Raw genomic sequence first — 24,939 nt, 5'->3', positions numbered from 1 at the left:
CGGCTTACAATTCCCCTGACTTACGACTAGGATTACGCCCTGAAAGATTGTTTGTCGCACTTTGCAGAGAATTATCACGGACATCCACCCTTGCTTGGAATGGTGGGAATGGCAAGGTAATTCCTTGTTCAGCAAAGGAAACTAAGATGTTTTGGTGAATTTCATGGCGCGCAGGTAACCGATGGCCCATTTCAGCGGCATAGACACGTAATTCAAAAATCTGTATACCTTGTTGTAAATCAACAAGGTATACTTCAGGTGCTGGGTTATCTAAAATCATCGTAGAGCGTTTGGCTGCACGTAAAATGGTATCTGTCACTAATTCACTATTGGCATCAGAAGGTGCAGGAATAGTCATGACAATACGTGTGATCGTGTCAGACAGTGACCAGTTAATAAATTGTTCAGTAATAAATGCCTTATTTGGCACAATAATTTCTTTTCTATCCCAGTCTGTCAGCGTAGTGGCACGGGTGTTGATCTTGGTAATACTCCCAGTCAAGTTACGGATAGTTACTGTGTCTCCAATCCGGATCGGTTTCTCAAATAAGATCATTAACCCTGAGATAATATTGGCGAAAATTTCTTGTAAACCAAAACCAAGCCCGACCCCCATTGCCGCAACAAGCCATTGCAGTTTTGACCACTCAATTCCTAACATAGAGAAGCCAACAATGGTCCCTATAATAGTTATCGTATACTTTGTTAATGTGCTAATGGCGTAACCAGTACCGGGTGTTAAATCCAAATGTTGGAGTACGGCCAGCTCAAGCAAAGCCGGTAAGTTACGAACCAATTGTGCGGTAACGATAATAGTCAAAATGGCAATGAAAATAGACCCCATGGTGATAGGTTGTACGGTATCAACGCCATTAACCGTTGATGTCACATCCCATAAGCGAATATTTTCAAGAAAAGAGAATGCGGTATGTAGCTCGGACCACAGCCAAATCAATGAGACCAAGGCAATCATGGTTAAAATCGAACGAACTAACCCAACGGATTGGGTACTGATGGTATCTAAGTCGATAACCTGTTCTTCGATATCAATATTTCCTTCACTACTGGCGTTTGCTTGCTGGTTATCGTCCTCACCTTTAGCACGTTGAGCTAATATCTCAGCACGGCGTTGTTTCGCACGCTCGAAGGCTAATTTACGGCGCTGCATTGACATCCAACGACGGATCGTATGATAAACGATAAGGATAACAAACCAAATGGCGACAGAGGTTTCTAAACGAGCAAGCAAGGCCTGTGAAGTTGAAAAATAACCTAAAATGGAGAAGAACCCAGCAACGATAGGTGCGAGTAATATCATCCACCACAATGCTTTATTAACAATATTCTCACCGGAGCCATGTCTATCTAAGTAGAGAGGGATTTGTGAGCGGCGTAAGTTGTTGGTAATTAAGCTAAGTGCGACACATAAAAAGATAAAGCATAAGCGGCCAATACTAGCTGCAAATTCCCTATCGCTATAATGTTCAAAGGTAATAATTGCCATCACGAGTGGAACGATGACAAAAATCGCCATTCGGTAATAACGCATCGCACGTTTAACAGAATCTTTGTCCCAACCGAAGTGAGAAATAAATAACCCAGTAGGGCGAGAAAAGGTTTCGCTGATCATAAACAGCCATAGTAAAGGTGTCGTCGCACTGACACCATAACCTATCGCCGCGGCCATGGGATATTGCCATGCACTTTGTAAGCCATAACCGATGGCTGACCACATCATAGGGAGAGGAAGAGCAACAATTATTGACCAAAAAATAGTTCGAATGGTTAAGTAAAACCGGTCTTGTGTCACCTTACCAATCCGTAAACTGGATCGGTCAAGAAATGCTTGGTAGTGCTTGCGAGTGCTAATACTGAAAATGACTAATGCTATCGAACCTAAAAGATACAAAAATGTATCTTGTGTTGTCAGCATAACACGCAGAGCACCGGCCAGTTGGGACAAGGTATCCAGAGAAAGTAATTGAGTAATATCCGTTACTAACATGACAGGATAGCTGATGCTTATTGGCGGAACATCTGCGACCCAGAAAAGATAACGGTTTGAAGCATCTTTGACTTCTTTTAATGCATCGGTCAATTGCCCAGTGGCGACATTGAGCTTTGTTAGCTCCAACATTTCAGCATCTAGACCTGAAATTAAAGAGGTTAGTAGCTCACGGCGGGTTTTAATCAATGACTGATAAACTTGTACTTGAGCTGTATTGAGCTCATGCTCGCTTTCTTGCTCGGTTGTATCTATTTTACTTAGCCTATCGAGGCTATCTTCATAATTTAAGCGTTGAACGCGTAAATCTGCCATTTCCCGATCAAGCTGCTGGCTCTTTGGAATATCAGGCAAACGGGAGAGTTGTGTTCTGAGCGCTTCCCCTAATGTACTTGAGCTGCTGATCCACTGAGCTTGCTCGCGAATAGTTGTGAGCGCTTGTCGAGCATCGCGGATACTCGTTGAAATTTCAGCTTGGCTATTGGTGATTGCGCTCATGCGCTGTGCCTGAGCGGTTAATTCCTGAGACATTTTACGGTTAATATCAAGCTGCTCAGTTAAAAATGGGGTCAGTTCACCTTGCGCAGCCAACATCTCGGTATGTTCTAACGCTAAAATTGCTTTTTGTTGGCGTTGGGTATTTTGGAAATCACGCAGGTTTTGTAACTCAAGTTCCATACGTTGATAGCGTTTTTTGTATAACTCCAACGTAAGGCGTGAGATTTCTTGGCGGTTATTGGCAGAAAGCTGCGCCATTTCCAGTTCATTAACTGTTGATTTGCGAGCACTTACTTCGGCTTGAGCTAACGTGTACTGGGCATCGGCTAATGGCGTTGAGGGTGTACTCAGAGACTGAAAGCGCGAAGAGGCTTCAGTGAGTAAGCGTCTAGCTTCAGAAAGTTGTTGTGGCAGAATACTTAGTGATTCACTGATTTCGCGGCCTTTATCTTGCTCTTGCTGAGTTAAGCGGCTTTGATCGAGTAATTGGCTGCTAAGCTGAATAATACGTTGTTCAAGTTCACCTAAGCTGATACCCACAGGTATTGGAGCTGGTTCATCACTTTCATTGAGGATTTTTTGTCTTATTTCCTTGATAATTCTAGGGAAGTTATCAATGGCTTCTTGATAAGACTTGGCCTTTGCATCGGAATCACGTGTTTCACTCATCCAATTCAAAGCACCCTGTAATGCTTGTGCTATCTCTGCATCTTTGGGGTTGGTACTTGACTCAAGTTGTTTGAGCTCCTGCTTAATCTGTGCTTCATCCTGCGCTGCAGTCGGTGCTGCAACGGAAGAAAAAACGATTAACAGGCTAAGAAAAAAACTGATAATCACACGCACAGTGAGGAGCTCCTTCAAGGGATAATAATTTAATTAAGCGTCAGCAGGTTCTTCTGTTACTGTATTTGCAACAGTTTCAGCGAGTAATTCGCCCATACGAGTTGCATAACCGGGGATCAGTGATGAATTAAATATCACTTTGTTAGGTTCAAATAAATTAATCACCGTTGAGCCCAGTTTAAACAGCCCCATTTCCTCACCTTTCTTCAAGAAAACGGCACCTTCAGAGTCCAACTCAGGGTAAACCCAGCGCTTAATGACGCCTTCACGACTGGAATTGACGCAACCGCTCCAAACCGTCTCAATACTACCAACGATGGTTGCACCTACAAGGATTTGTACCATTAAGCCAACAGGGGTGTCAAAAACACAAATCAAGCGTTCATTTCGTGCAAACAGGTTGGGAACATTTTGTGCCGTTAATGGATTTACAGAGAATAAATCGCCTGGCACATAAATCATCTCTTTGAGTAAACCATCACATGGCATGTGTACACGGTGATAGTCACTTGGGGAGAGGTAAGTGGTAATAAAGTCACCACCACGAAAATGCTCTGCTAATTGGTATTGGCCAGCAAGTAACGCTTCAACTGTGTAATTATGGCCTTTAGCTTGGAAGATAAGGTCATCATTTATTGGGCCTAATTGACTAACTGCACCGTCAGCAGGTTGAGCAAGTTGGTGTTCTTTCTCCACAATTGGGCGAGCGCCTTCTTTTAGCAGACGGATAAAGAAATCATTAAAAGTGGCATAAGCAGTAAGCTCACTTTTTTGCGCTTCATTCATGTTCACTTTATAGACTTTTGCGAACAGTTTAATTGCCCATTGCGTCATGAAACCCGCATTGCGACTTGCGAACCAGCCTGCAAATTCAGTAAGACATTGTTTTGGAAGCATATATTGCAAGCGAATTTTAATTTTATCTAGCACGTTAACCTCTGATTTTTAAAGGTATGTTAGCAAAAGGGCGGCTATTGTACACAGTTTACTCGTCATATTTCAAACGGCCGCATCATTGGCTAACCATCATTAAATTATTTAGAGCGGGTTTAGTGCTAGTGAGTTATTTGTAAGCACTCACTAACATTATTTATCTTTCGTCGTAAAATTACCACGAGGTTTGATTTGTTCCATGCTTTCTAAAATGCGATGGTAGTTTTCAAAGCGTGATTCAGCAATTTTATTTGCTTCTACGGCTTCACGTAACAGGCAACCAGGGTCATCTAAATGTTTACAGTCACGGAATTTACAGCCGCCAAGGTAATCTTTAAATTCGACAAATCCTTTGGTCACTTGTTCCGTTGTTAGATGCCATAAACCAAACTCACGGACACCAGGGGAGTCAATCACATCACCGCCCAATGGGAAGTGATATAAACGAGCTGTTGTTGTTGTATGTTGTCCTAGCCCTGAGTTGTCTGAAACCTCATTAACTAAAATCGCTTCTTCGTTATGTGGGAGTAATGCATTTAATAAACTTGATTTGCCCACACCAGACTGACCAACAAATACAGATACTTTACCTGCTAGCGCGTTAGTAAGCGCTTCCATGCCTTCATTGGTATGGCTTGAAACTTCGAGAACTTGATAGCCAATATCACGATAAATTGTCATTAAATCGCTTACCCACTCACGGTTTTCGTCGTCGAGTAGGTCGACTTTATTGAGAACGATAACAGGCTTAATCCCGGTGGTTTCGCAGGCAACTAAATAGCGGTCAATAATATTCAGCGAAAGCTCAGGTAAAATAGCGGAAACCACAACAATTTGGTCAATGTTAGCGGCAATCGGTTTTAAGCCATCATAATAATCGGGACGAGTTAGAACAGAACGACGCTCGTGAACCGCTTCGACGATGCCATTTACTTTGATATCACTTTGTGTGTTCAAGGCTGGTCGCCACACCACATTATCCCCTGTAACGAGGGACGAAATCGTTCTGCGCAAGTTACAGCGTTGGATAGTCCCGTCACTTGCTTGAATATCAGCATGCTGCCCAAAACGGCTAATGACTAAGCCTTCTTGCGCTTCACCTAATTGGCTATCATCAATTTCAACTGTTTTTTGCTTTTTAAGTCTTTTTTGATGATTTTCTTGAACTCGGCGCTGTTGGCCTTTCGAAAGTTTCTGTTTAGCCACCTGTCCTCTCTTTACTATGGGCTGTATTTTAGGGGGTTACTCACGCCTGTCACTGATGGCATGAAGAGTGCTATCATACCTTAACTTCATAGAATGCAGTTAGGGTATATCATGCAAAAGAATGAGAATAATTTAATTTGGATCGATTTAGAAATGACGGGGCTCGATCCTGTTCGTGATCGTATTATTGAAATAGCGACCATTGTAACAGATAGTCATCTTAATATTTTAGCAGAAGGCCCTGTAATTGCAGTACATCAAACGGATGAACAACTCGCTTTGATGGATGAGTGGAATGTAAATACCCACACTAATAGCGGCTTAGTTGAACGTGTACGTAAAAGTACCGTGAGTGAGCGTGAAGCTGAGTTAGCCACAATTGCGTTTTTAGAAAAATGGGTTCCTCAAGGGGCATCCCCAATCTGTGGTAATAGTGTTGGGCAAGATAGACGTTTTCTGTTCAACTACATGCCTGAATTAGAAAGCTATTTTCATTATCGCTATCTTGATGTCAGTACATTAAAAGAGCTTGCTCGCCGATGGAAACCTGAAATTCTAGCGGGTTTTTCGAAGAAAAATACTCACCAAGCTCTTGATGATATTCGTGAATCTGTGGCTGAATTAGCTTATTACCGAGAGACATTTATTAAAGAATAAATGTTAAATTAACGAATAAGCCGCAATCTTGAGCGGCTTTCATAAGCTGTTCTCTCCCAATAAGTTAACAATGTTAACGTATTGAAATCAATTTATTACAACGGGTGTTGATAAAATCACCATTGTGATTGAATTGTCAGCAAACGAATAAAAAAATAAAAATTTTGAGTGTAAGGGCTTGCTAGTATCTGAATTTTTCGTATAATGCGCTCCCCGTACCGATGAAGTTTTTGTTATTAAGTCGGCACGTGAAACATCCAAAAATGTGATGCGGGAATAGCTCAGTTGGTAGAGCACGACCTTGCCAAGGTCGGGGTCGCGAGTTCGAGTCTCGTTTCCCGCTCCAAATTTTTTGATGTTTTAGCTAAAGCACTATTTTCGTGATGCGGGAATAGCTCAGTTGGTAGAGCACGACCTTGCCAAGGTCGGGGTCGCGAGTTCGAGTCTCGTTTCCCGCTCCAAACTTTCTTAGTGTTTTAGTCAAAGTAGTACCCACCAAATGCGGGAATAGCTCAGTTGGTAGAGCACGACCTTGCCAAGGTCGGGGTCGCGAGTTCGAGTCTCGTTTCCCGCTCCAATATTTTCTTAGTCTCTTAACTTTTCTTCTTAATTAATTCTTACACAATACCTATTTAACTTAAGTAGAATCACCTAGTGTGCATATGAATTGCGCTTGTTCACTGTTTTTATCCTTTTATACCTTGAACACTAGGATCTACATGGGTTTTGCGATCTTTTTTGGATCAGATCCAGATTTCCTCTTGCATTCGTTTTCAGGTCGCCATAGAATAGCCACCCCTTAGCAATAGGGTGTTTTGCTTCCATCTCTAAGATGATGATTAGAAGTTTAAATAATAAACAAAAATATGCTTTTTTATTTACTTCGAGTCACTTTTCATTTTAGTCTTGTTTTTTGGTCACTTTTGTATTGCTAGTAAACGTAAAATCAGTATTTTTCTTTTCAATGTGCCATTAGAAAGTTATCCACAGCCCGCTCAATCAATCTGGGTTTTTATCGCGATTTGAAATAACTTATTACACAGAGTTATCCACAGGCTAATTAACAAATTTCTGTTGTGCTATTTAATTCTAGTATTTAAATAGCATTGTTGTAACTTATTGATTTATTTGTTAAGTAATTTATTTTGTCAAAATGCGGCTAGCACATCTTGCAAATTCTTTACCTATTGTCTGCTAAGCACTTTTTACTTTATTCACATCAATTTGACAATTCTTCATTTCAGGTATATAGCTGACTTTTTTCTATGCATCTCTCGGTAAACCTTTGTTAATCGCACGTACAAGGCGTTTTTGCTGTGAAGTTTGAATTGTGACTTGGTTTGCATTACGTCGATTAAGCTGTTGTTGTATAGACCATTGGAAGTGCTCATCTAGCATTTCGTTAATTCCCAACCTATTTTGTAAAGCCAGTACAATACTGTCTTGATAAGGTGCGTTACCTAGCGCCACACTGATATTTCGCAACCACTTAATATAACCAATGCGGCGGATTGCAGAGCCTTCGGTCACCTTTAAAAAGGTTTTTTCATCCCATGAGAACAAGTCGAGCAACTCTGGTGTATGTAAGTCCTTTCTTGGACTGAAATCATCTTCATCAGTTAGCTGGGAAAAACGGTTCCACGGGCAAATAAGCTGGCAGTCATCACAACCGTAGATCCGATTTCCCATTAGAGGGCGAAATTCTTCAGGGATAGCACTATCTAGCTCAATGGTAAGATAAGAAATACAGCGCCTAGCATCTACGGTGTAAGGTTCGACAATTGCACCTGTTGGGCAAGTTGTCATACAAGCAACACAGCGGCCGCAATCTTCTTCGACAGGTTTATCAACAGAAACGGGTAAATTAATCAATAATTCACCGAGAAAAAACCAAGATCCTGCTTCACGATTTAAGACTAATGAATGTTTTCCTGTCCATCCTAAACCCGCTTTGACGGCGAGAGGGCGCTCTAAGATTGGCGCAGAGTCGACAAAAGGTCGAAAATTAAGATCGTCAATGGTGGTGCCATCGGCCAGTATCACTCCGTTAAATTCACGACAATAGTCTAAAATACGATCTGAAAGTTGTTTTAGACGTTTTTTTAATAATTTGTGGTAGTCTCGCCCTAGGGCATAACGGCTGATATAACCTAATTCAGGGTTATTTAATGTACTAGCAAATGCGGCTTTGGCAGGCAAGTAATTCATACGGACGCTAATGACACGTAACGTGCCAGGGTGCAGTTCGTGTGGTCTGGCTCGCATCATCCCATGGCGATTCATCCATTCCATCTCACCATGAAATTGTTTATCTAGCCATGCTTGTAATTTGGGCTCTTCCGCTGAAAGGTCAGTATCGCAGATCCCGACTTGTTGGAAACCTGCTTCAACACCCCATTGTTTAATATTCTGAGCGAGAAGATCGAGATCGAGGTATCTTGGCATCAGATCCTATATTGAGAAAGATTAAAACGGCTGGCACTCTAACATGACCTGCGCTATTCATCAAAACGCATGAAAAAATGCCTTCAATATTGAGAACAATTATAGGATATTTCTGAACTCATCATTCAAGCAATGTTAATTAAGAAAAAAGCCCCATCTTAGGTTAAGATAAGCAGTAATATTGATGTTTGTTGATATCTCTTTATGCATTTAAACTATGCATTTAAAGGATAAACAGGCGACACCGCCTATTAATGACATAATAAAAGAACAATATGAAAGAACGTACAATACAACTTGCCAATGAAGCGCAAACTGTCGCTTTAGGTAATGCTATCGCTAAGGCTTGCCATCAAGGCACAATTATTCACTTATATGGTGATCTCGGTGCAGGGAAAACCACCTTTAGCCGAGGTTTCTTACAAGCGCTGGGCCATCAAGGTCACGTAAAAAGCCCAACCTACACTTTGGTTGAACCTTATGAATTAGCAGATCGTCAAGTTTTTCACTTTGATCTCTATCGGTTAGCAGATCCTGAAGAACTTGAATTTATGGGGATTCGTGACTATTTTTCTGGAAATTCGATCTGTTTGGTCGAATGGCCGCAACAAGGTAAAGGTTTTTTACCTGAAGCGGATCTTGAGCTCCATCTGACCTATCAAGGCGAAGGACGTCAGGCTCACTTTGTTGCTTTTTCTGCCAATGGGGAGTCGTTGTTAGAAGCATTACCCCTACTCTAAGGAAGCTATTGCTCATGTTGAATGCATCAATCCACAGAATAACAAAAAAGGGTTTTTTTACTGTTTTCGTCTTGTTTATGGCATTAGCTATGTGGCTGTTTGGAGCAAAAGCACAAGCGGCAACATTATCAAATATTCAAGTTAATAACAGCCCATCACAAGCAGAAGTGGTGCTAAGTTTTATTGATGGTAAGCCCGACTACTCCTATTTCCCATTGCATTCACCTGAGCGCCTTGTTGTTGATATCAAACAACGAGGTGAGATTATTGGTTTACCACTTAAAGTTCCCGCAGGAGACCTTGTAAAACTGGTACGGGCGAGCCAACCTTCTGATAACCAACACAAACGCTTAGTTTTAGAGCTATCTCGCGCAGCGAAAACAAAAGCGGCACTTAAACAGGTTTCAGGTGAATATCAGTTGGTATTAACGATATCGACTGGAAATGCATCCGGTTCTACCTCTTTTAATCAAACCAATAATACGGTTAAAGCAGCGGCAAATAATACTCAAGATAAACCATTGAATATGAGTAACCCTGCACCTGTGGCTACACCAACACCAACCAAATATAAAAATATGCCAAAGGGTAGCAAGCAGGTCGTCATTGCTATTGATGCAGGGCACGGTGGAAAAGACCCTGGTGCGATAGGCAAGAATGGTTATAAAGAAAAAGATGTGACTCTCAGCGTCGCTCGTAAATTATACCAACGCCTTGAAGCCGACCCAATGTTTAAGCCCGCGATGACACGTGACGGTGACTATTTTATTTCTGTTAGTGGTCGTTCTGATGTGGCACGTAAGAAAGGGGCTAATATGTTGGTGTCAATTCACGCGGACTCGGCTCCGAATAGCAGTGCACGGGGCGCATCAGTATGGGTATTGTCTAATCGGCGTGCAAACAGTGAACTGGGTAGTTGGCTGGAACAACGTGAAAAACAATCGGAATTATTAGGTGGGGCGGGTGATGCACTGAGTGGCGCGGACCCTTACTTAAGCCAAGCTGTTTTAGATTTACAATTCGGTCATTCTCAGCGTGTGGGGTACGATGTTGCGGTTAAAGTGATCGAACAGCTACGAAAAGTAGGTAATATTCACAAAAGAACCCCTGAACATGCAAGCTTAGGTGTATTGCGTTCTCCTGATATCCCATCGATTTTAGTCGAAACTGGGTTTATTAGTAATGCAGCGGAAGAGCAGTTGCTAAAATCGAATGAATTCCAAGACAAAGTCGCAGAAGCTATCCATTTAGGGTTACGTCAATATTTCTTGGCGAATCCAATACAAGCAGCGCCACAATAAGGGGGAGGCATGGCTATACATATTCTATCCCCACAACTTGCCAACCAAATCGCAGCAGGTGAGGTGGTTGAAAGGCCTGCGTCAGTGGTTAAAGAGCTCGTTGAGAATAGTCTTGATGCAGGGGCAACGCGTATTGATATCGACATTGAGCGCGGTGGAGAAAAACTGATCCGTATACGTGATAATGGTTGTGGTATCAGTAAAGATGAACTGATTTTGGCTTTAGCTCGCCATGCGACCAGTAAAATTGCCACATTAGATGATCTTGAAGCCATTATGAGTATGGGGTTTCGCGGTGAGGCACTAGCGAGTATCAGTTCTGTTTCACGTTTAACGTTGACATCAAAGCCTGCAGACCAGACAGAAGCATGGCAATCCTATGCCGAAGGTCGGGATATGGAGGTAATAGTTAAACCCGCAGCGCATCCCAATGGCACAACGGTTGAAGTATTAGATTTATTCTATAATACGCCAGCTCGTCGTAAATTTATGCGCACAGAAAAAACTGAATTCGGTCATATCGATGAAATTGTTCGCCGAATTGCGCTTTCTCGCCCTGATGTGGCTATCAACCTGACTCACAATGGGAAATTAGTAAAGCAATACCGAGCGGCTCATGATGAGGCACAGCAAGAGAGGCGTCTTGGGACGATTTGTGGAACGGGCTTTATGCAAGGCGCTTTGGCGTTATCTTGGGAACATAGCGATCTTGCTATCAAAGGGTGGGTCGTTTCTCCATCAATGACGTCGGGTAGTGAAACACAATATTGCTATGTCAATGGCCGTATGATGCGTGATCGCCTGATTAATCATGCTATTCGTCAAGCTTATGAAGGGCATTTAGACGAAAACCAGCAGCCAGCTTATGTCCTGTATTTGACCATTGACCCAAAACAAGTTGATGTTAACGTACACCCAGCAAAACATGAGGTTCGTTTTCACCAAGCTCGTCTGGTACATGATTTTATTTATCAAGCGGTACGAACAGTATTATTAGAAGCCGCATCTATTGATGAGCTTCCGGGTATCGAACCTGTAAATACAGAACTGGAAAATCGGCCTTCTGCGGGAGAAAATTATTTTTCTTCTCCTAGTGTGGCTCCTAAGCAACATAAGGCAGAAGACAAGACGATAGTCGAGAATACCCTTCTAGAGCCTAAAACACCTTATAAGCAGGCTAGCCACTTAAAGGATAATGCTAAAAATCACGCTTTTTCTTCGCCGAAATCAACGTCAGGTTTTTCAGAAAATGTACCAGCAAAAACGTTTGGCTCAACTTATGACAAAAAAGCAGGCGAACTGTATCAGAGCTTAATGTCCATTCCGGTTGCTCCTGAAGATAAAAAGCCGCTTTTTCCTGAACGTAACCCAATCAGTTCACCGCAAATATCCTCACAACCTGTAGCAAAAAATGCGGATAACTACCTTTTTGGCAAAGTATTGACAATTTACGCAAAAAACTTTGCATTAATTGAGTCTTCGTTGGGGCTAATCCTGTTATCCTTAACGGAAGCTAATTATTTATTGAAGTTGTCACAATTGTCACCGAGTGGTGGAGCCTTAAAGCCCCAACCATTGTTAATACCTCTAAAATTGTCACTTAAAAATGATGAAATAGAGGTTTTACAGCGGTACAAGGAACAATTGACAATATTTGGTATCGAAGCCACGATATTACATGGAAAAGTAACAATTCATACGGTATCGTTACCATTAAGAACACAAAATTTATCACAGCTTTTTTCTGAGCTACTCGATTTTTTATCGAGAAAAGAAAGTGTCACTGACGAAGAGATAGCACAATGGCTCGCTAAAGCAGTTTCACAGGTTAAAACAGAAGAAAGTTGGAGTTTAGCACAGGCTGTTCAGTTGCTGGCTGATGTTGAGCGGGTATGTCCGCAGTGGGTGAAAGACCCTCCACCAACATTATTACAATTAATTAATTTACAATCCGTGGTAGCTACACTAACAAATGAGTGATTTAGCAACTCAGAAAAAACCTGACGCAATATTCCTAATGGGTCCGACGGCCTCAGGTAAAACCGCTTTGGCGATAGAACTTCGCAAGCATTTGCCTGTGGAAATTATTAGTGTCGATTCGGCATTAATTTACCGAGGGATGGATATTGGCACAGCAAAACCAACAACAGAAGAACTCAGCCAAGCTCCCCATCGTCTGATTGATATCCTCGATCCGTCTCTACCATACAGTGCTGCCGATTTTCGCCGTGACGCATTAAATGCCATGGCTGAAATTACCTCACAAGGTAAAATTCCATTATTAGTTGGCGGCACAATGTTGTATTTTAAAGCCTTATTAGAAGGGCTTTCACCTCTTCCTTCAGCTGACCAAGCAGTTCGTACTGAAATTGAACACATTGCGAAAGAACAAGGGTGGGGGGAAATTCACCGTCGTCTTACTGAGGTTGACCCAGTTGCCGCGGCAAGGATTCATCCTAACGACCCACAAAGATTATCCCGTGCTTTAGAGGTATATCTCATTTCGGGACAAACTTTGACTGAAATGATACAAACAGCTGGGGAAGAATTGCCTTATAATGTGTTTCAGTTTGCTATTGCGCCACAAGATCGTAAAATTTTACATGAGCGCATAGAACAACGTTTTCATCTGATGATAGATGCGGGTTTTGAAGAAGAAGTTCGCAAGTTACATCAACGAAATGATTTACATGTTGACCTCCCTTCAATTCGTTGTGTGGGGTATCGGCAAATGTGGTCATATTTGGATGGTGAAATTAGCCATGATGATATGATTTATCGGGGAATTTGTGCAACTCGCCAATTGGCAAAACGTCAAATTACCTGGTTAAGAGGCTGGGAGAATGTTCATTGGCTAGATAGTGAACAACCACAGCAAGCGCTTAGCACCGTTATGCAGGTTATGCGTGCATAGGACTGATGTTTGTGTACAATTAGAACGTTAAGCGCAATTTTTGAGTAGTTACTTTTTGGAATCTAAAAGATTCTCTTTTAAAAACAACAAAATAAGGAAAACATAGAATGGCTAAGGGGCAATCTTTGCAAGATCCGTTCCTGAACGCATTACGTCGTGAAAGGGTTCCGGTCTCTATTTATCTCGTTAATGGCATCAAATTGCAGGGGCAAATTGAGTCTTTTGACCAATTTGTCATTTTATTAAAAAACACAGTTAGCCAGATGGTTTATAAACACGCTATCTCGACTGTTGTCCCTGCTCGCCCTGTTTCTCATCATAGCGGTACTGCGGGTAGCACTGGTAATGGTAATTACCATTCAGGTAACCCTGCAGCGCAAGATGGCGAAGTAACTGAGTAAGTTTGTACGCTAAAAGACAAGGAAAGCATGGGTAGGGAGACTGTACCTGTGTTTTTCCTTTGCAATTATTGTTTAGCCTAAGAGGTTACACCTTGTTTGATAGGTATGAAGGCGGTGAACTAGCTGTATTAGTCCATGTCTTTTTTTCTCAAGAGAAAGACGTTGATAATCTGGCAGAATTTGAGTCACTTGTGACATCTGCTGGGGTAAAACCAGTACAAATAGTCACGGGCAGTCGTAAAGCTCCTCATCCAAAGTTTTTTGTTGGGGAAGGTAAAGCAGAAGAAATTGCCCAAGCTGTTGAGGAAAGTGGTGCAGATGTGGTGTTGTTTAATCATACTCTAAGCCCTGCTCAAGAACGTAATCTCGAAAGGATTTGCCAATGTAAGGTGGTTGACCGTACAGGGGTAATTTTAGATATTTTTGCTCAACGCGCACGTACACACGAAGGTAAGCTTCAAGTTGAATTGGCTCAATTAAGGCATTTATCGACTCGCTTAGTGAGGGGATGGACGCACTTAGAGCGACAAAAAGGCGGGATTGGTTTACGAGGCCCCGGTGAAACTCAACTTGAAACTGACCGCCGGCTATTAAGAGATAAAATTAAACAAATCTTATCTCGTCTTAGTCGGGTGGAAAAACAGCGTGAACAAGGGCGTCAAGCGAGAAGTAAGGCAGATATCCCGACTATTTCGCTTGTCGGTTATACCAATGCTGGTAAGTCTAGCTTGTTTAACCGCATGACGGCCGCTGATGTTTATGCTGCTGACCAGTTATTTGCAACACTTGACCCAACACTTCGTCGTATTGATGTAGAAGATGTTGGTGTTGTCGTTCTTGCAGATACTGTGGGTTTTATCCGCCATTTACCCCATGATTTGGTTGCAGCTTTTAAAGCAACCCTGCAAGAAACACGTGAAGCAACGTTATTGCTGCACGTTATCGATGCAGCTGACAATCGCTTGGATGAAAATATTCATGCAGTTGAAAGTGTGTTAGAAGAAATCGAAGCGGATGAAATACCAACACTTTTAGTGATGAACAAAGTTGATATGCTGGAGGATTTTGTCCCGCGTATTGACAGAGATGAGGATAACAAGCCGGTTCGTGTCTGGGTTTCAGCGCAAACGGGTGATGGTATCCCATTGTTGCTACAGGCATTGACGGAACGTCTTTCAGGTGAAATCGCACATGTTGAATTGCGTTTACCACCGAATGAAGGCCGTTTACGTAGCCGTTTCTATCAACTTCAGTCAATCGAACGTGAATGGCAGGAAGAAGACGGCTCAATTGGCCTTGAGGTGCGTATGCCAATGGTGGATTGGCGGCGTCTGTGCAAACAAGAGCAGCAATTACCTGACTATGTTATTTAATCGCTTTGGTTATTAATAATGCTTTGGCCGTTAATAATTTGGCCGTTAATAATATAGTTAGGCAATGGAATTGATATTAAGAGCCCTATCGCTCTTAGCCCTGAAAATCAATCATAAAGAATGGAGCTAAAACATGGCGTGGAATCAGCCCGGTAATGACGGACAAGACCGCGATCCGTGGGGAAGCGGCAATAAAGGCGGCAACTCTGGCGGGAACAAAGGTGGTCGAAAACGTGGGGCTTATGATCTCGACGATCTCTTTCGTAAACTAGGCAGCAAGCTTGGTGGAAATAAAGGCGGCGGTGGTGATGGTGATAATAAACAACCATCACAAATCAGTGGCCGTTTAGGTATGTTAGCTCTTGCTGCTATCGTTGTTGTATGGGCAGGTTCAGGCTTCTATACCATCAAAGAAAGTGACCGTGGCGTAGTATTACGTTTTGGTGAATATAGTGGTGTTGTTGGGCCTGGTTTGAACTGGAAACCAACTTTCATTGATAGGGTCATTCCTGTCAACGTAGAAACCGTACGTGAACAAGCGACAAATGGCATGATGTTAACGTCAGATGAAAACGTGATCCGCGTTGAAATGAACGTTCAATATCGTGTTACCGACCCTGCGCAATATTTATTTAGTGTCACAAACCCAGACAATAGTCTGCGTCAGGCGCTAGATAGTGCTGTGCGTGGTGTAATCGGTCAGTCTGCGATGGAGCAAGTACTGACTACGAATCGTGCTTTTATCCGTGATGTTACACAAAAAGAGCTCGAAGCAACAATTGCGCCATACAAGATGGGGATCACCCTGCTTGACGTCAACTTCCAAGCGGCTCGTCCACCTGAAGATGTTAAAGCAGCGTTTGATGATGTAATTGCAGCAAGGGAAGAAGAACAAAAAACCATTCGTGAAGCACATGCTTATCGAAATGAAGTTCTTCCTCTGGCAAAAGGTAATGCACAACGCTTAATTGAAGAAGCTGAAGCTTATAAAGCTAGTGTGGTCTTCAAAGCAGAGGGTGAGGTGGCAAGCTTTGCAAAAATGTTGCCTGAATATCGTGCTGCACCTGAGATTACCCGTGAGCGTCTGTATATCGAAACGATGGAACGCGTATTAGGTAATACACGTAAAGTAATTGCAAATGATAAGAGCAACAGCATGTTAGTGCTGCCGCTTGATCAAATCATGCGTGGCGCTAATACGAACGCGACGTCAGCACCGAAAGTCAGTCCATCAGCCAGAATGGCGACGCCAAATAATAACGCGTCATCTAATGGCGCAACATCCGCTCAGCCAAACAGTGCTGTTCGTGGTGATGCAGTTAGAGTAGGGAGACAATAATCATGCGTAAATCGCTAATTGTTATCGTTCTGGCCATTTTGGCAGTTGCATACGCATCTATCTTTATTGTTCCTCAAACTGATCGTGGCATTGTCTTACGTTTTGGTAAGGTTCTGCGTGATTCTGAAAACAAGCCGATCATTTATGAGCCAGGTCTGCATTTCAAAGTTCCATTTATTGAAACTGTGAAAATGTTGGATGCACGTATTCAGACTCTTGAAATTCAAGCCGACCGCTATCTGACAAGTGAGAACAAAGACTTAATGGTGGACTCCTACCTGAAATGGCGTGTGACTGATTTCAGCCGCTACTATGTAGCGACGGGGGGCGGTAACCCATTCCAAGCGGAAACCCTATTAAAACGTAAATTTAGTGACCGTTTACGTTCTGAGTTTGGTCGCTTAAGCGTGAAAGATATCATTACTGACTCACGTGGTCGTTTGACTATCGATGTCCGTGATGCCTTGAACAAAGGTACCGCAACCGACGACGCGAGCAAAGAAGCGGATGCAGCGATTGCAGATGCCGCAAAACGTGTTGAAGAGGAAACGAACCTGAAGCCACTGGTTGTGAATGCAAACAGTATGGCGGCGTTAGGTATTGAAGTTGTTGACGTGCGTATTAAACGTATCGAACTGCCAAACGAAGTTTCTGAGGCTATCTATGCGCGTATGCGTGCAGAGCGTGAAGCAGTTGCACGTCAGCACCGTTCACAAGGTCAAGAAGAAGCAACGAAAATCCGCGCTGTTGCAGATAAAACAGTAACAGAAACGTTGGCTGAAGCTGAGCGTACCGCGCTGACTTACCGAGGTGAAGGTGATGCAATGGCAACAAAACTGTTTGCTGATGCATTTAACCAAGACCCAGAGTTCTATGCGTTTATTCGTAGCTTACGTGCTTATGAACAGAGCTTTAAGAGTGGTGACGACGTGATGGTCATGAGTCCAGACACTGACTTCTTCCGCTTTATGAAGGCGCCAACTAAGCTTCGCGCGACAGATTAATAACAAGTTAAGTTGCGTGCAACCTAGCAAAATAACTGTTAATCTATTAAAGAAAAGCCCGCTTCGGTGGGCTTTTTTTCGCCTGTCGTTTTAAGTGTAGGATTTTTCAGGGAAAATTTGAGCTGCTCAACTGATGGCATTCATTTTGAGTTTACGGCAGAAATAAAAAATACCATTTTACTTGCTTTCCAGAAAAAAATTTTTGTATTGCCAAAATATCACTGGAACAGTTCATTTTTGATGGTAGAATTCATTTTTAAGCAACCGAGTGTATTTCAAAATGGGTAAGAACGTTGTCGTACTGGGCACCCAATGGGGTGACGAAGGGAAGGGCAAGATCGTTGACTTGCTGACAGAGCGTGCTAAATACGTAGTTCGCTATCAGGGCGGCCATAATGCTGGCCATACTCTTGTTGTAAACGGTGAAAAAACCGTTCTCCACTTAATTCCATCCGGTATTCTTCGTGAAAATGTCATCAGTATTATTGCTAATGGTGTTGTTTTAGCGCCAGACGCATTAATGAAAGAGATGAAAGAATTGGAAGACCGCGGTGTTCCTGTTCGGGAACGTTTACGTCTTTCTGAAGCATGCCCACTGATCCTGCCTTATCATATCGCACTAGATAATGCGCGTGAAAAAGCACGTGGTTCCAAAGCGATTGGAACAACAGGTCGTGGTATTGGTCCTGCTTATGAAGATAAAGTTGCTCGTCGTGGTTTACGCGTTGGTGATTTATTCGATAAAGCAACGTTCGCAGAAAAATTAAAAGAAATTGTTGAATACCATAACTTCCAACTTGTTCATTATTATAAAGAACCTGCTGTAGATTACCAAAAAACGTTAGATGATATTATGGCTGTAGCGGATATCCTGACTGGCATGGTAATTGATGTTTCTGATCTGCTATATAAAGCAAATCAGAAGAATGAATTAGTGATGTTTGAAGGTGCACAAGGGACATTATTAGATATCGACCACGGTACTTATCCTTATGTAACCTCTTCAAATACGACCGCTGGTGGTGTAGCGACAGGTTCTGGTTTAGGCCCTCGCTATGTCAACTACGTATTAGGTATCATCAAGGCTTACTCAACGCGTGTTGGTGCAGGTCCATTCCCAACTGAGCTGTTTGACGAAGTGGGTGAGTTCCTGCGTGAAAAAGGCCAAGAATTTGGTGCAACTACGGGTCGTAAACGCCGTACTGGTTGGTTAGATATCGTTGCGATTAATCGTGCGGTACAAATTAACTCACTGTCAGGCTTCTGTATGACTAAACTGGATGTTTTAGACGGTTTAGAAGAAGTCAAAATCTGCGTAGGCTACCGTCGTCCAGATGGCAAAGTGCTTGAAACAACGCCTTTAGCTGCTGATGAGTGGGATGGCTTAGAGCCAGTTTATGAATCAATGCCAGGTTGGAAAGAAACAACTTTTGGTGTGAAACAAAGAGAATTACTGCCACAAGCAGCTCTGAATTACATCAAACGCGTTGAAGAACTAACGGGTATTCCAGTTGATATTATTTCAACCGGTCCAGATCGTTCAGAAACCATGATCCTGCGTGATCCATTTGACGTTGAGTAATAACACTGACTGCGCCTAATACAGGCGCAGTTTTTTACTGCTTTACCTCCTTCCACTATGCAGCTTCTTTGATAAAACAGTCAAAATTCCCCATAATGATTGAATCAAGTCACTTTTGTGTGCAAATTATGTGCAATTAAGTGCATATTTGACTTGTGTTATACGTTAAACTTTATTTAACGACATATAATTTATTAGCATGCTATATTTTGTTCAGAAAACTGAATGTGTTGGGTTAGAAATAGCAAGCGTGAATTTTAAAATGAGTCGCATTTTTTAGGCCAATGATTTGCGGCCAACAGCGTTATAGCTAAAATTTTGAGGTGATTGTGCAACTGACTAGTTTTACAGATTATGGGTTACGAGCTCTTATTTACCTGGCATCCCTAGGTGAAGGGAAAATGACCAGTATTACAGAGGTCACCGAGGTTTACGGTGTATCGCGTAACCATATGGTAAAAATTATTAATCAGCTCAGTCACTTAGGTTATATTAAAGCCACTCGTGGCAAAAATGGCGGGATTACACTAGGACAACCAGCGGAATCAATTCGTATAGGGGACGTTGTCAGAGCATTAGAGCCCCTGACTCTTGTTAATTGTAGTGGCGAATTTTGCCACATTACACCTGCGTGTCGTTTAAAAGGTGTGCTACACCAAGCAATACAGCAGTTTTTACAAGAACTTGATCAATACACGCTGGCGGACATGGTGAAAGATAACAGCCCGCTCTATCAACTACTGCTTGACTAGCATTTGCGGTAGTTATGAATTCTGATGACAACGGAGGTAACGATGTCACAAGATCCTTTTCAGGAAAGAGAAGCAGAAAAATACGAGTCCCCAATTCCAAGTCGAGAATATATTCTTGACCTTATCTCGAAGCGTACTGCACCAGCTAACCGCGAAGAAATCGCACAATTATTGAATTTATCGACAGAAGATGAATTAGAGGCATTACGTCGTCGGTTAAGAGCCATGGAACGTGATGGTCAACTGGTCTTCACTCGCCGTCAGTGTTATGCATTACCAGAGCGTTTAGACTTATTAAAAGGGAAAGTCATTGGTCACCGTGATGGTTACGGCTTCCTACGTGTTGATGGTAAAAAAGAAGATTACTATTTATCTCAAGATGAAATGAAACGCGCCATGCATGGCGACGTTATTTTGGCGCAACCTTATGGGCAAGATCGTAAAGGGCGTACAGAAGTTCGGGTTGTTCGTGTGTTAGAGCCGCGTAATAACCAAATTGTTGGTCGCTATTTTATTGAATCGGGTATGGGGTTTGTCGTACCGGATGATAGCCGTTTAAGCTTTGATATTTTGATACCGAAAGATCGTGTTCTTGGCGCTCGAATGGGTAATGTAGTGGTGGTTGAATTAGTCACTCGTCCACAACGTCGCTCGCAAGCGGTGGGGAATATCATTGAAGTATTAGGCGAAACAATGGGCACAGGTATGGCGGTGGAAATCGCTTTACGTACTCATGAAATCCCACATTCATGGCCACCACAAGTTGAAAAACAAGTCGCTGACCTAAGTGAACATGTCCCTGAGTCTGCGAAAAAAGGGCGCGTGGATTTACGCGACTTACCGTTAGTCACGATTGATGGTGAAGATGCTCGTGACTTTGATGATGCAGTGTACTGTGCACCGAAGAAAGGCGGTGGCTGGCGCTTATGGGTGGCGATTGCGGATGTAAGCTATTATGTCCGCCCACAAACGGCTCTGGATACAGAAGCGCGTAGCCGCGGTAATTCGGTATATTTCCCATCTCAAGTCGTTCCTATGCTACCGGAAGTCTTATCGAACGGTCTGTGCTCACTTAACCCAGGTGTTGACCGCCTGTGTATGGTGTGTGAAATGACGGTGTCGGCATCTGGTAAGCTTTCTTCATACAAGTTCTATGAAGCGGTTATGAGCTCTCATGCAAGGTTAACTTACACGAAAGTGTGGAAAATCTTGGAAGGAGACGAAGAGCTGCGTGAGCATTATAAAGCCTTAGTGCCGCATATTGAGCATCTGCACCAATTATATAAAGCACTGGATGCTGCACGTATTGAGCGTGGTGCAATTTCCTTCGAATCCGAAGAAGCGAAATTTATTTTTAATGCGGAGCGACGTATTGAAAGTATTGAGCCAGTAGAGCGCAATGATGCACATAAATTGATTGAAGAGTGCATGATTTTGGCTAACATTGCGGCGGCTCGGTTCGTTGAGAAAAATGAAGAACCTGCATTGTACCGTGTGCATGACCGCCCTAAAGAAGAAAGCGTGATGAATTTACGCTCTGTTTTCAGTGAATTAGGGTTGACTTTGCCAGGCGGAATGAAACCGGAGCCGAAAGATTATGCGCAGGTAATGAATGAAGTGGCTGAACGTCCTGATCATGAATTACTGCAAACTATGATTTTACGATCAATGAAACAAGCGATTTATGATCCTGAAAATCGCGGTCACTTTGGTCTAGGTTTGAAATCGTATGCTCACTTTACATCACCAATTCGTCGTTATCCTGACCTGACGTTACACCGCGGGATAAAATATTTACTGGCGAAAGAACAGGGTCATTCAGATAAACGCTGGACGGAAACCGGTGGCTGGCATTCAGACATGGATAGCATGTTACAGCTTGGCGAGCACTGTTCAATGACTGAGCGCCGCGCTGATGAAGCAACGCGTGATGTGGCTGACTGGCTGAAATGTGATTTCATGCAGGACCAAGTGGGCCAAACCTTTACAGGTTTAATTACCAGTGTGACCGGCTTTGGCTTCTTTGTACGCCTTAATGATTTATTTATTGATGGTTTAGTGCATATTTCAACGTTGGATAATGACTACTATCGTTATGATGCGGTCGGTCAGCGTTTAATTGGTGAATCATCAGGCACCACTTACCGTCTTGGCGATGAAGTGGAAATTCGTGTTGAAGCGGTGCATATGGATGAACGCACCATTGATTTCGCATTAATTTCAACCACTCGTAAAGCGAAAAACCCGGGCAAAACGGCGCGGGACAAAATGAAGCAAGAAGTTAAAAATGCTACACGCCCAGCTCGTCGAAAAGCGGATGCGAGTAAAGATAAAAACTTCGAGCCTGATTCTGCATTTCGTCGTTCCGATAAAAAAGGAAAAAAAGCTGAGGCTAAGCCAGAGGCGAAAGGAAAAGGTAAAAAGCCTTCTGATAAAACCAGAAAAATTACAGCAAAATTAAAAGCTAAACGCGTTGCAAAAAAATCCCAAAAACAAGAGGGATAATGGTTTTGCTGTAGTTATTAACCATCGTTATTAACCAAAGTGGCGCTAACACGCCACTTTACTATTTATATTAATAAATAAGAAATTTATGAGCGAAATGATTTATGGCATTCACGCAGTGAAAGCCTTACTTGAGCGTTCACCGCAACGCATTAAAGAAGTCTATATTTTGAAAGGTCGTGAAGACCGCCGATTAATGCCGCTGGTGCATGAAATCGAAGCGTTAGGTGTTGTTGTTCAAGTGGCGAACCGTCAATGGATGGATAGCCAAACCGAAGGCGCCGTTCACCAAGGTATCATTGCGAAAGTATTACCGGGTAAACAATATCAAGAAGGTGACCTGCCTGATTTATTGGAGAACACACCATCGCCATTTTTATTAGTATTGGATGGCGTGACGGACCCACATAACTTAGGCGCGTGTTTACGTAGCGCTGATGCCGCTGGCGTTCATGCTGTGATTGTTCCTAAAGATAAATCTGCTCAGCTTAATGCAACCGCGAAAAAAGTGGCCTGTGGCGCGGCAGAAAATGTTCCACTTATTCGTGTGACGAATCTGGCAAGGACATTGCGCTTGCTACAAGAATACAATGTATGGATTGTGGGAACAGCAGGTGAAGCTGACCATAATTTATACCAAAGCAAATTAACCGGCTCGATAGCCCTGGTTATGGGGGCTGAAGGCGAAGGCATGCGCCGATTAACTCGTGAGCACTGTGATGAGTTAATTAGCATTCCAATGGCGGGCTCTGTGTCATCATTAAATGTATCAGTGGCGACAGGGGTTTGTTTATTTGAAGCGGTGCGTCAGCGCTTACCTGTTTCTGTAGAAAAATAATATTTAATGTAAAACGGTATCCATCTCTTGAGTTTTATCTCAGGGATGGGTATAGTTACGCGTCAATTTTTTAGCCGCACTCAATAAGTTCCTTGCCTCCGCGGGCCGCGGTTAACCCAGACAGGAGGCTAATAATCCGTAAGGAGCAACTACTAATGCGTCATTACGAAATCGTTTTTATGGTCCATCCTGACCAAAGCGAACAGGTTCCGGGCATGATCGAGCGTTACAGTGCAGTTATCACTAACGCACAAGGTCAGATTCACCGTCTGGAAGACTGGGGCCGCCGTCAACTGGCTTACCCAATCAATAAACTGCACAAAGCACACTATGTTCTTCTGAACGTAGAAGCGCCGCAGGAAGCGATTGATGAGCTGGAAACTAACTTCCGCTTCAACGATGCCGTTATCCGCAGCATGGTTATGCGCTTAAAACACGCAGTAACAGAAGCTTCTCCAATGGTCAAAGCTAAAGACGAACGTCGTGGCCGTGACATGTCTGATGAATATCAGGATGAAGAAGTAGAAGAAACTGGGGATTCTGAAGAGTAATTGCGCAGGTGACCACTAATCGTTTGGTGTTGACAGGCACAGTCTGTAAAGCATTGATTCGAAAAGTGAGCCCGTCAGGCATTCCTCATTGCCAGTTTGTTTTAGAACATCGTTCACAGCAGCTGGAAGCAGGACTGTCAAGGCAAGCATGGTGCAGAATGCCCATTATCGCCAGCGGACAAACCTTACAAGCCCATACTCACAGTATAACGGTCGGCAGTTGGATTACAGTAAGCGGTTTCATTAGCACCCACCAAGGGCGCAATGGAATTAGCAAGATAGTCCTCCATGCCGAGCAGATTGATTTGATAGATTCTGGAGACTAGCCATATGGCACGTTATTTCCGTCGTCGCAAGTTCTGCCGTTTCACAGCGGAAGGCGTTCAAGAGATCGACTATAAAGATATCGCAACGCTGAAAAACTATATCACTGAAAGTGGTAAAATTGTACCAAGCCGTATCACCGGTACTCGTGCAAAATATCAACGCCAGCTCGCTCGTGCTATCAAGCGCGCTCGCTACCTGTCTCTGTTACCATACACTGATCGTCATCAGTAATTGGTACAGTCCATTAACGACTAATAGAGGATAAGGTAATGCAAGTTATTCTGCTTGATAAAGTAGCTAACCTAGGTAGCCTGGGTGATCAGGTTAACGTTAAATCGGGCTATGCTCGTAACTTCTTAGTTCCACAGGGCAAAGCTGTTCCTGCGACTAAGAAAAACATCGAATTCTTCGAAGCTCGCCGCGCTGAACTGGAAGCTAAATTAGCTGACGTTCTGGCAGCAGCACAGGCTCGTGCAGCAGCCGTTACTGCTCTGGGTTCTGTAACTTTAGCTTCTAAAGCTGGTGACGAAGGTAAACTGTTTGGTTCAATCGGTACTCGTGATATCGCTGACGCAATTACTGCGGCTGGCGTTCAAATCGCGAAAAGCGAAGTTCGCCTGCCAAACGGCGTTCTGCGTACTACTGGTGACCACGAAGTTCACTTCCAGTTACACAGCGATGTTTTCGCAGAGCTGAACGTTATCATCGTTGCTGAGTAATCAATA

General features: G+C 43.0%; 21 protein-coding genes and 3 tRNA genes. 20 read left to right on the top strand and 4 right to left on the bottom strand.

Annotated elements, in window-relative coordinates; translation table 11 throughout:
• Nucleotides 1-4: 4 nt before the first annotated feature.
• The 3 genes from mscM to rsgA form a co-directional block, all read right to left on the bottom strand.
• Nucleotides 5-3,346, bottom strand: a complete 3,342-nt coding sequence (gene mscM / locus M1F26_RS17950; RefSeq protein WP_004906027.1) for a miniconductance mechanosensitive channel MscM — start codon at nt 3,344-3,346, stop codon at nt 5-7.
• A gap of 33 nt (nt 3,347-3,379) precedes the next feature.
• On the bottom strand, nt 3,380-4,276 hold the full coding sequence (gene asd, locus M1F26_RS17945) for an archaetidylserine decarboxylase (protein WP_094962479.1): 897 nt from the start codon (nt 4,274-4,276) through the stop codon (nt 3,380-3,382).
• Between the two features lie 156 nt (nt 4,277-4,432).
• A complete protein-coding gene (gene rsgA, locus M1F26_RS17940) occupies nt 4,433-5,485 on the bottom strand; it encodes a small ribosomal subunit biogenesis GTPase RsgA (RefSeq protein ID WP_140171844.1) in 1,053 nt (350 codons plus the stop codon).
• A 111-nt stretch (nt 5,486-5,596) separates the two neighbouring features.
• Between rsgA and orn the strand changes: the two genes are divergently transcribed.
• The 4 genes from orn to M1F26_RS17920 all read left to right on the top strand — a co-directional run bounded on the left by orn (nt 5,597) and on the right by M1F26_RS17920 (nt 6,719).
• Nucleotides 5,597-6,142, top strand: a complete 546-nt coding sequence (orn, locus tag M1F26_RS17935; protein ID WP_096864350.1) for an oligoribonuclease — start codon at nt 5,597-5,599, stop codon at nt 6,140-6,142.
• A gap of 270 nt (nt 6,143-6,412) precedes the next feature.
• Nucleotides 6,413-6,488, top strand: a tRNA-Gly gene (locus tag M1F26_RS17930).
• Between the two features lie 39 nt (nt 6,489-6,527).
• Nucleotides 6,528-6,603: transfer RNA gene (locus tag M1F26_RS17925), tRNA-Gly, on the top strand.
• 40 nt (nt 6,604-6,643) lie between these two features.
• Nucleotides 6,644-6,719 (top strand) — tRNA-Gly (locus tag M1F26_RS17920).
• A 686-nt stretch (nt 6,720-7,405) separates the two neighbouring features.
• Here M1F26_RS17920 and queG read toward each other — a convergent pair.
• Entirely contained in the window at nt 7,406-8,587 is a 1,182-nt protein-coding gene (gene queG, locus M1F26_RS17915; protein WP_136134035.1) for a tRNA epoxyqueuosine(34) reductase QueG, read from the bottom strand.
• Between the two features lie 275 nt (nt 8,588-8,862).
• Between queG and tsaE the strand changes: the two genes are divergently transcribed.
• The 16 genes from tsaE to rplI all read left to right on the top strand — a co-directional run bounded on the left by tsaE (nt 8,863) and on the right by rplI (nt 24,933).
• Nucleotides 8,863-9,327: a tRNA (adenosine(37)-N6)-threonylcarbamoyltransferase complex ATPase subunit type 1 TsaE gene (gene tsaE / locus M1F26_RS17910; RefSeq protein ID WP_004906013.1), complete on the top strand. Its 465-nt coding sequence runs from the start codon at nt 8,863-8,865 to the stop codon at nt 9,325-9,327.
• Between the two features lie 14 nt (nt 9,328-9,341).
• On the top strand, nt 9,342-10,628 hold the full coding sequence (amiB, locus tag M1F26_RS17905) for an N-acetylmuramoyl-L-alanine amidase AmiB (protein ID WP_140171843.1): 1,287 nt from the start codon (nt 9,342-9,344) through the stop codon (nt 10,626-10,628).
• Nucleotides 10,629-10,637: 9 nt separating this feature from the next.
• The gene (mutL, locus tag M1F26_RS17900) at nt 10,638-12,608 is read left to right on the top strand and encodes a DNA mismatch repair endonuclease MutL (RefSeq protein WP_140171842.1); all 1,971 of its coding nucleotides are present in this window, start codon (nt 10,638-10,640) and stop codon (nt 12,606-12,608) included.
• On the top strand, nt 12,601-13,542 hold the full coding sequence (gene miaA, locus M1F26_RS17895) for a tRNA (adenosine(37)-N6)-dimethylallyltransferase MiaA (RefSeq protein ID WP_200129155.1): 942 nt from the start codon (nt 12,601-12,603) through the stop codon (nt 13,540-13,542). The genes mutL and miaA overlap by 8 nt, the downstream gene beginning before the upstream one ends.
• A 107-nt stretch (nt 13,543-13,649) precedes the next feature.
• The gene (gene hfq / locus M1F26_RS17890; protein ID WP_004906005.1) at nt 13,650-13,943 is read left to right on the top strand and encodes an RNA chaperone Hfq; all 294 of its coding nucleotides are present in this window, start codon (nt 13,650-13,652) and stop codon (nt 13,941-13,943) included.
• Nucleotides 13,944-14,035: 92 nt separating this feature from the next.
• On the top strand, nt 14,036-15,316 hold the full coding sequence (hflX, locus tag M1F26_RS17885) for a ribosome rescue GTPase HflX (RefSeq protein WP_004906004.1): 1,281 nt from the start codon (nt 14,036-14,038) through the stop codon (nt 15,314-15,316).
• 133 nt (nt 15,317-15,449) lie between these two features.
• Complete coding sequence (hflK, locus tag M1F26_RS17880) at nt 15,450-16,655, top strand: FtsH protease activity modulator HflK (protein WP_125890706.1); 1,206 nt, start codon at nt 15,450-15,452, stop codon at nt 16,653-16,655.
• A 2-nt stretch (nt 16,656-16,657) separates the two neighbouring features.
• Nucleotides 16,658-17,659 carry a protease modulator HflC gene (gene hflC / locus M1F26_RS17875; RefSeq protein ID WP_140171840.1) on the top strand — a complete coding sequence of 334 codons (1,002 nt, stop codon included), beginning with the start codon at nt 16,658-16,660 and terminating at the stop codon, nt 17,657-17,659.
• Nucleotides 17,660-17,939: 280 nt separating this feature from the next.
• Entirely contained in the window at nt 17,940-19,241 is a 1,302-nt protein-coding gene (locus M1F26_RS17870) for an adenylosuccinate synthase (protein ID WP_004907406.1), read from the top strand.
• Between the two features lie 329 nt (nt 19,242-19,570).
• On the top strand, nt 19,571-19,993 hold the full coding sequence (nsrR, locus tag M1F26_RS17865) for a nitric oxide-sensing transcriptional repressor NsrR (RefSeq protein ID WP_004907407.1): 423 nt from the start codon (nt 19,571-19,573) through the stop codon (nt 19,991-19,993).
• A gap of 42 nt (nt 19,994-20,035) precedes the next feature.
• Nucleotides 20,036-22,498 carry a ribonuclease R gene (rnr, locus tag M1F26_RS17860; RefSeq protein ID WP_140171839.1) on the top strand — a complete coding sequence of 821 codons (2,463 nt, stop codon included), beginning with the start codon at nt 20,036-20,038 and terminating at the stop codon, nt 22,496-22,498.
• 88 nt (nt 22,499-22,586) lie between these two features.
• A complete protein-coding gene (gene rlmB / locus M1F26_RS17855; RefSeq protein WP_140171838.1) occupies nt 22,587-23,336 on the top strand; it encodes a 23S rRNA (guanosine(2251)-2'-O)-methyltransferase RlmB in 750 nt (249 codons plus the stop codon).
• Between the two features lie 155 nt (nt 23,337-23,491).
• The gene (gene rpsF / locus M1F26_RS17850; protein WP_004905988.1) at nt 23,492-23,887 is read left to right on the top strand and encodes a 30S ribosomal protein S6; all 396 of its coding nucleotides are present in this window, start codon (nt 23,492-23,494) and stop codon (nt 23,885-23,887) included.
• Between the two features lie 8 nt (nt 23,888-23,895).
• Nucleotides 23,896-24,213: a primosomal replication protein N gene (gene priB / locus M1F26_RS17845; protein ID WP_036958791.1), complete on the top strand. Its 318-nt coding sequence runs from the start codon at nt 23,896-23,898 to the stop codon at nt 24,211-24,213.
• Between the two features lie 4 nt (nt 24,214-24,217).
• The gene (rpsR, locus tag M1F26_RS17840; protein WP_000135199.1) at nt 24,218-24,445 is read left to right on the top strand and encodes a 30S ribosomal protein S18; all 228 of its coding nucleotides are present in this window, start codon (nt 24,218-24,220) and stop codon (nt 24,443-24,445) included.
• Between the two features lie 38 nt (nt 24,446-24,483).
• Nucleotides 24,484-24,933 carry a 50S ribosomal protein L9 gene (rplI, locus tag M1F26_RS17835; protein ID WP_004905983.1) on the top strand — a complete coding sequence of 150 codons (450 nt, stop codon included), beginning with the start codon at nt 24,484-24,486 and terminating at the stop codon, nt 24,931-24,933.
• Nucleotides 24,934-24,939 lie beyond the last annotated feature (6 nt).

Origin of the sequence: Providencia sp. PROV048 (assembly GCF_033688165.1) — a bacterium.
GTDB lineage: Bacteria > Pseudomonadota > Gammaproteobacteria > Enterobacterales > Enterobacteriaceae > Providencia > Providencia hangzhouensis.
This window is presented reverse-complemented; position numbering and strand designations above follow the sequence as displayed.

Coding starts and splice junctions, on each gene's coding strand:
- amiB (WP_140171843.1), top strand. CDS start 9,342: ATGTTGAATGCATCAATCCACAGAATAACAAAAAAGGGTTTTTTTACT.
- orn (WP_096864350.1), top strand. CDS start 5,597: ATGCAAAAGAATGAGAATAATTTAATTTGGATCGATTTAGAAATGACG.
- rplI (WP_004905983.1), top strand. CDS start 24,484: ATGCAAGTTATTCTGCTTGATAAAGTAGCTAACCTAGGTAGCCTGGGT.
- mutL (WP_140171842.1), top strand. CDS start 10,638: ATGGCTATACATATTCTATCCCCACAACTTGCCAACCAAATCGCAGCA.
- M1F26_RS17870 (WP_004907406.1), top strand. CDS start 17,940: ATGGGTAAGAACGTTGTCGTACTGGGCACCCAATGGGGTGACGAAGGG.
- hflK (WP_125890706.1), top strand. CDS start 15,450: ATGGCGTGGAATCAGCCCGGTAATGACGGACAAGACCGCGATCCGTGG.
- rpsR (WP_000135199.1), top strand. CDS start 24,218: ATGGCACGTTATTTCCGTCGTCGCAAGTTCTGCCGTTTCACAGCGGAA.
- tsaE (WP_004906013.1), top strand. CDS start 8,863: ATGAAAGAACGTACAATACAACTTGCCAATGAAGCGCAAACTGTCGCT.
- queG (WP_136134035.1), bottom strand. CDS start 8,587: ATGCCAAGATACCTCGATCTCGATCTTCTCGCTCAGAATATTAAACAA.
- rnr (WP_140171839.1), top strand. CDS start 20,036: ATGTCACAAGATCCTTTTCAGGAAAGAGAAGCAGAAAAATACGAGTCC.
- hfq (WP_004906005.1), top strand. CDS start 13,650: ATGGCTAAGGGGCAATCTTTGCAAGATCCGTTCCTGAACGCATTACGT.
- rpsF (WP_004905988.1), top strand. CDS start 23,492: ATGCGTCATTACGAAATCGTTTTTATGGTCCATCCTGACCAAAGCGAA.
- rlmB (WP_140171838.1), top strand. CDS start 22,587: ATGAGCGAAATGATTTATGGCATTCACGCAGTGAAAGCCTTACTTGAG.
- miaA (WP_200129155.1), top strand. CDS start 12,601: ATGAGTGATTTAGCAACTCAGAAAAAACCTGACGCAATATTCCTAATG.
- hflC (WP_140171840.1), top strand. CDS start 16,658: ATGCGTAAATCGCTAATTGTTATCGTTCTGGCCATTTTGGCAGTTGCA.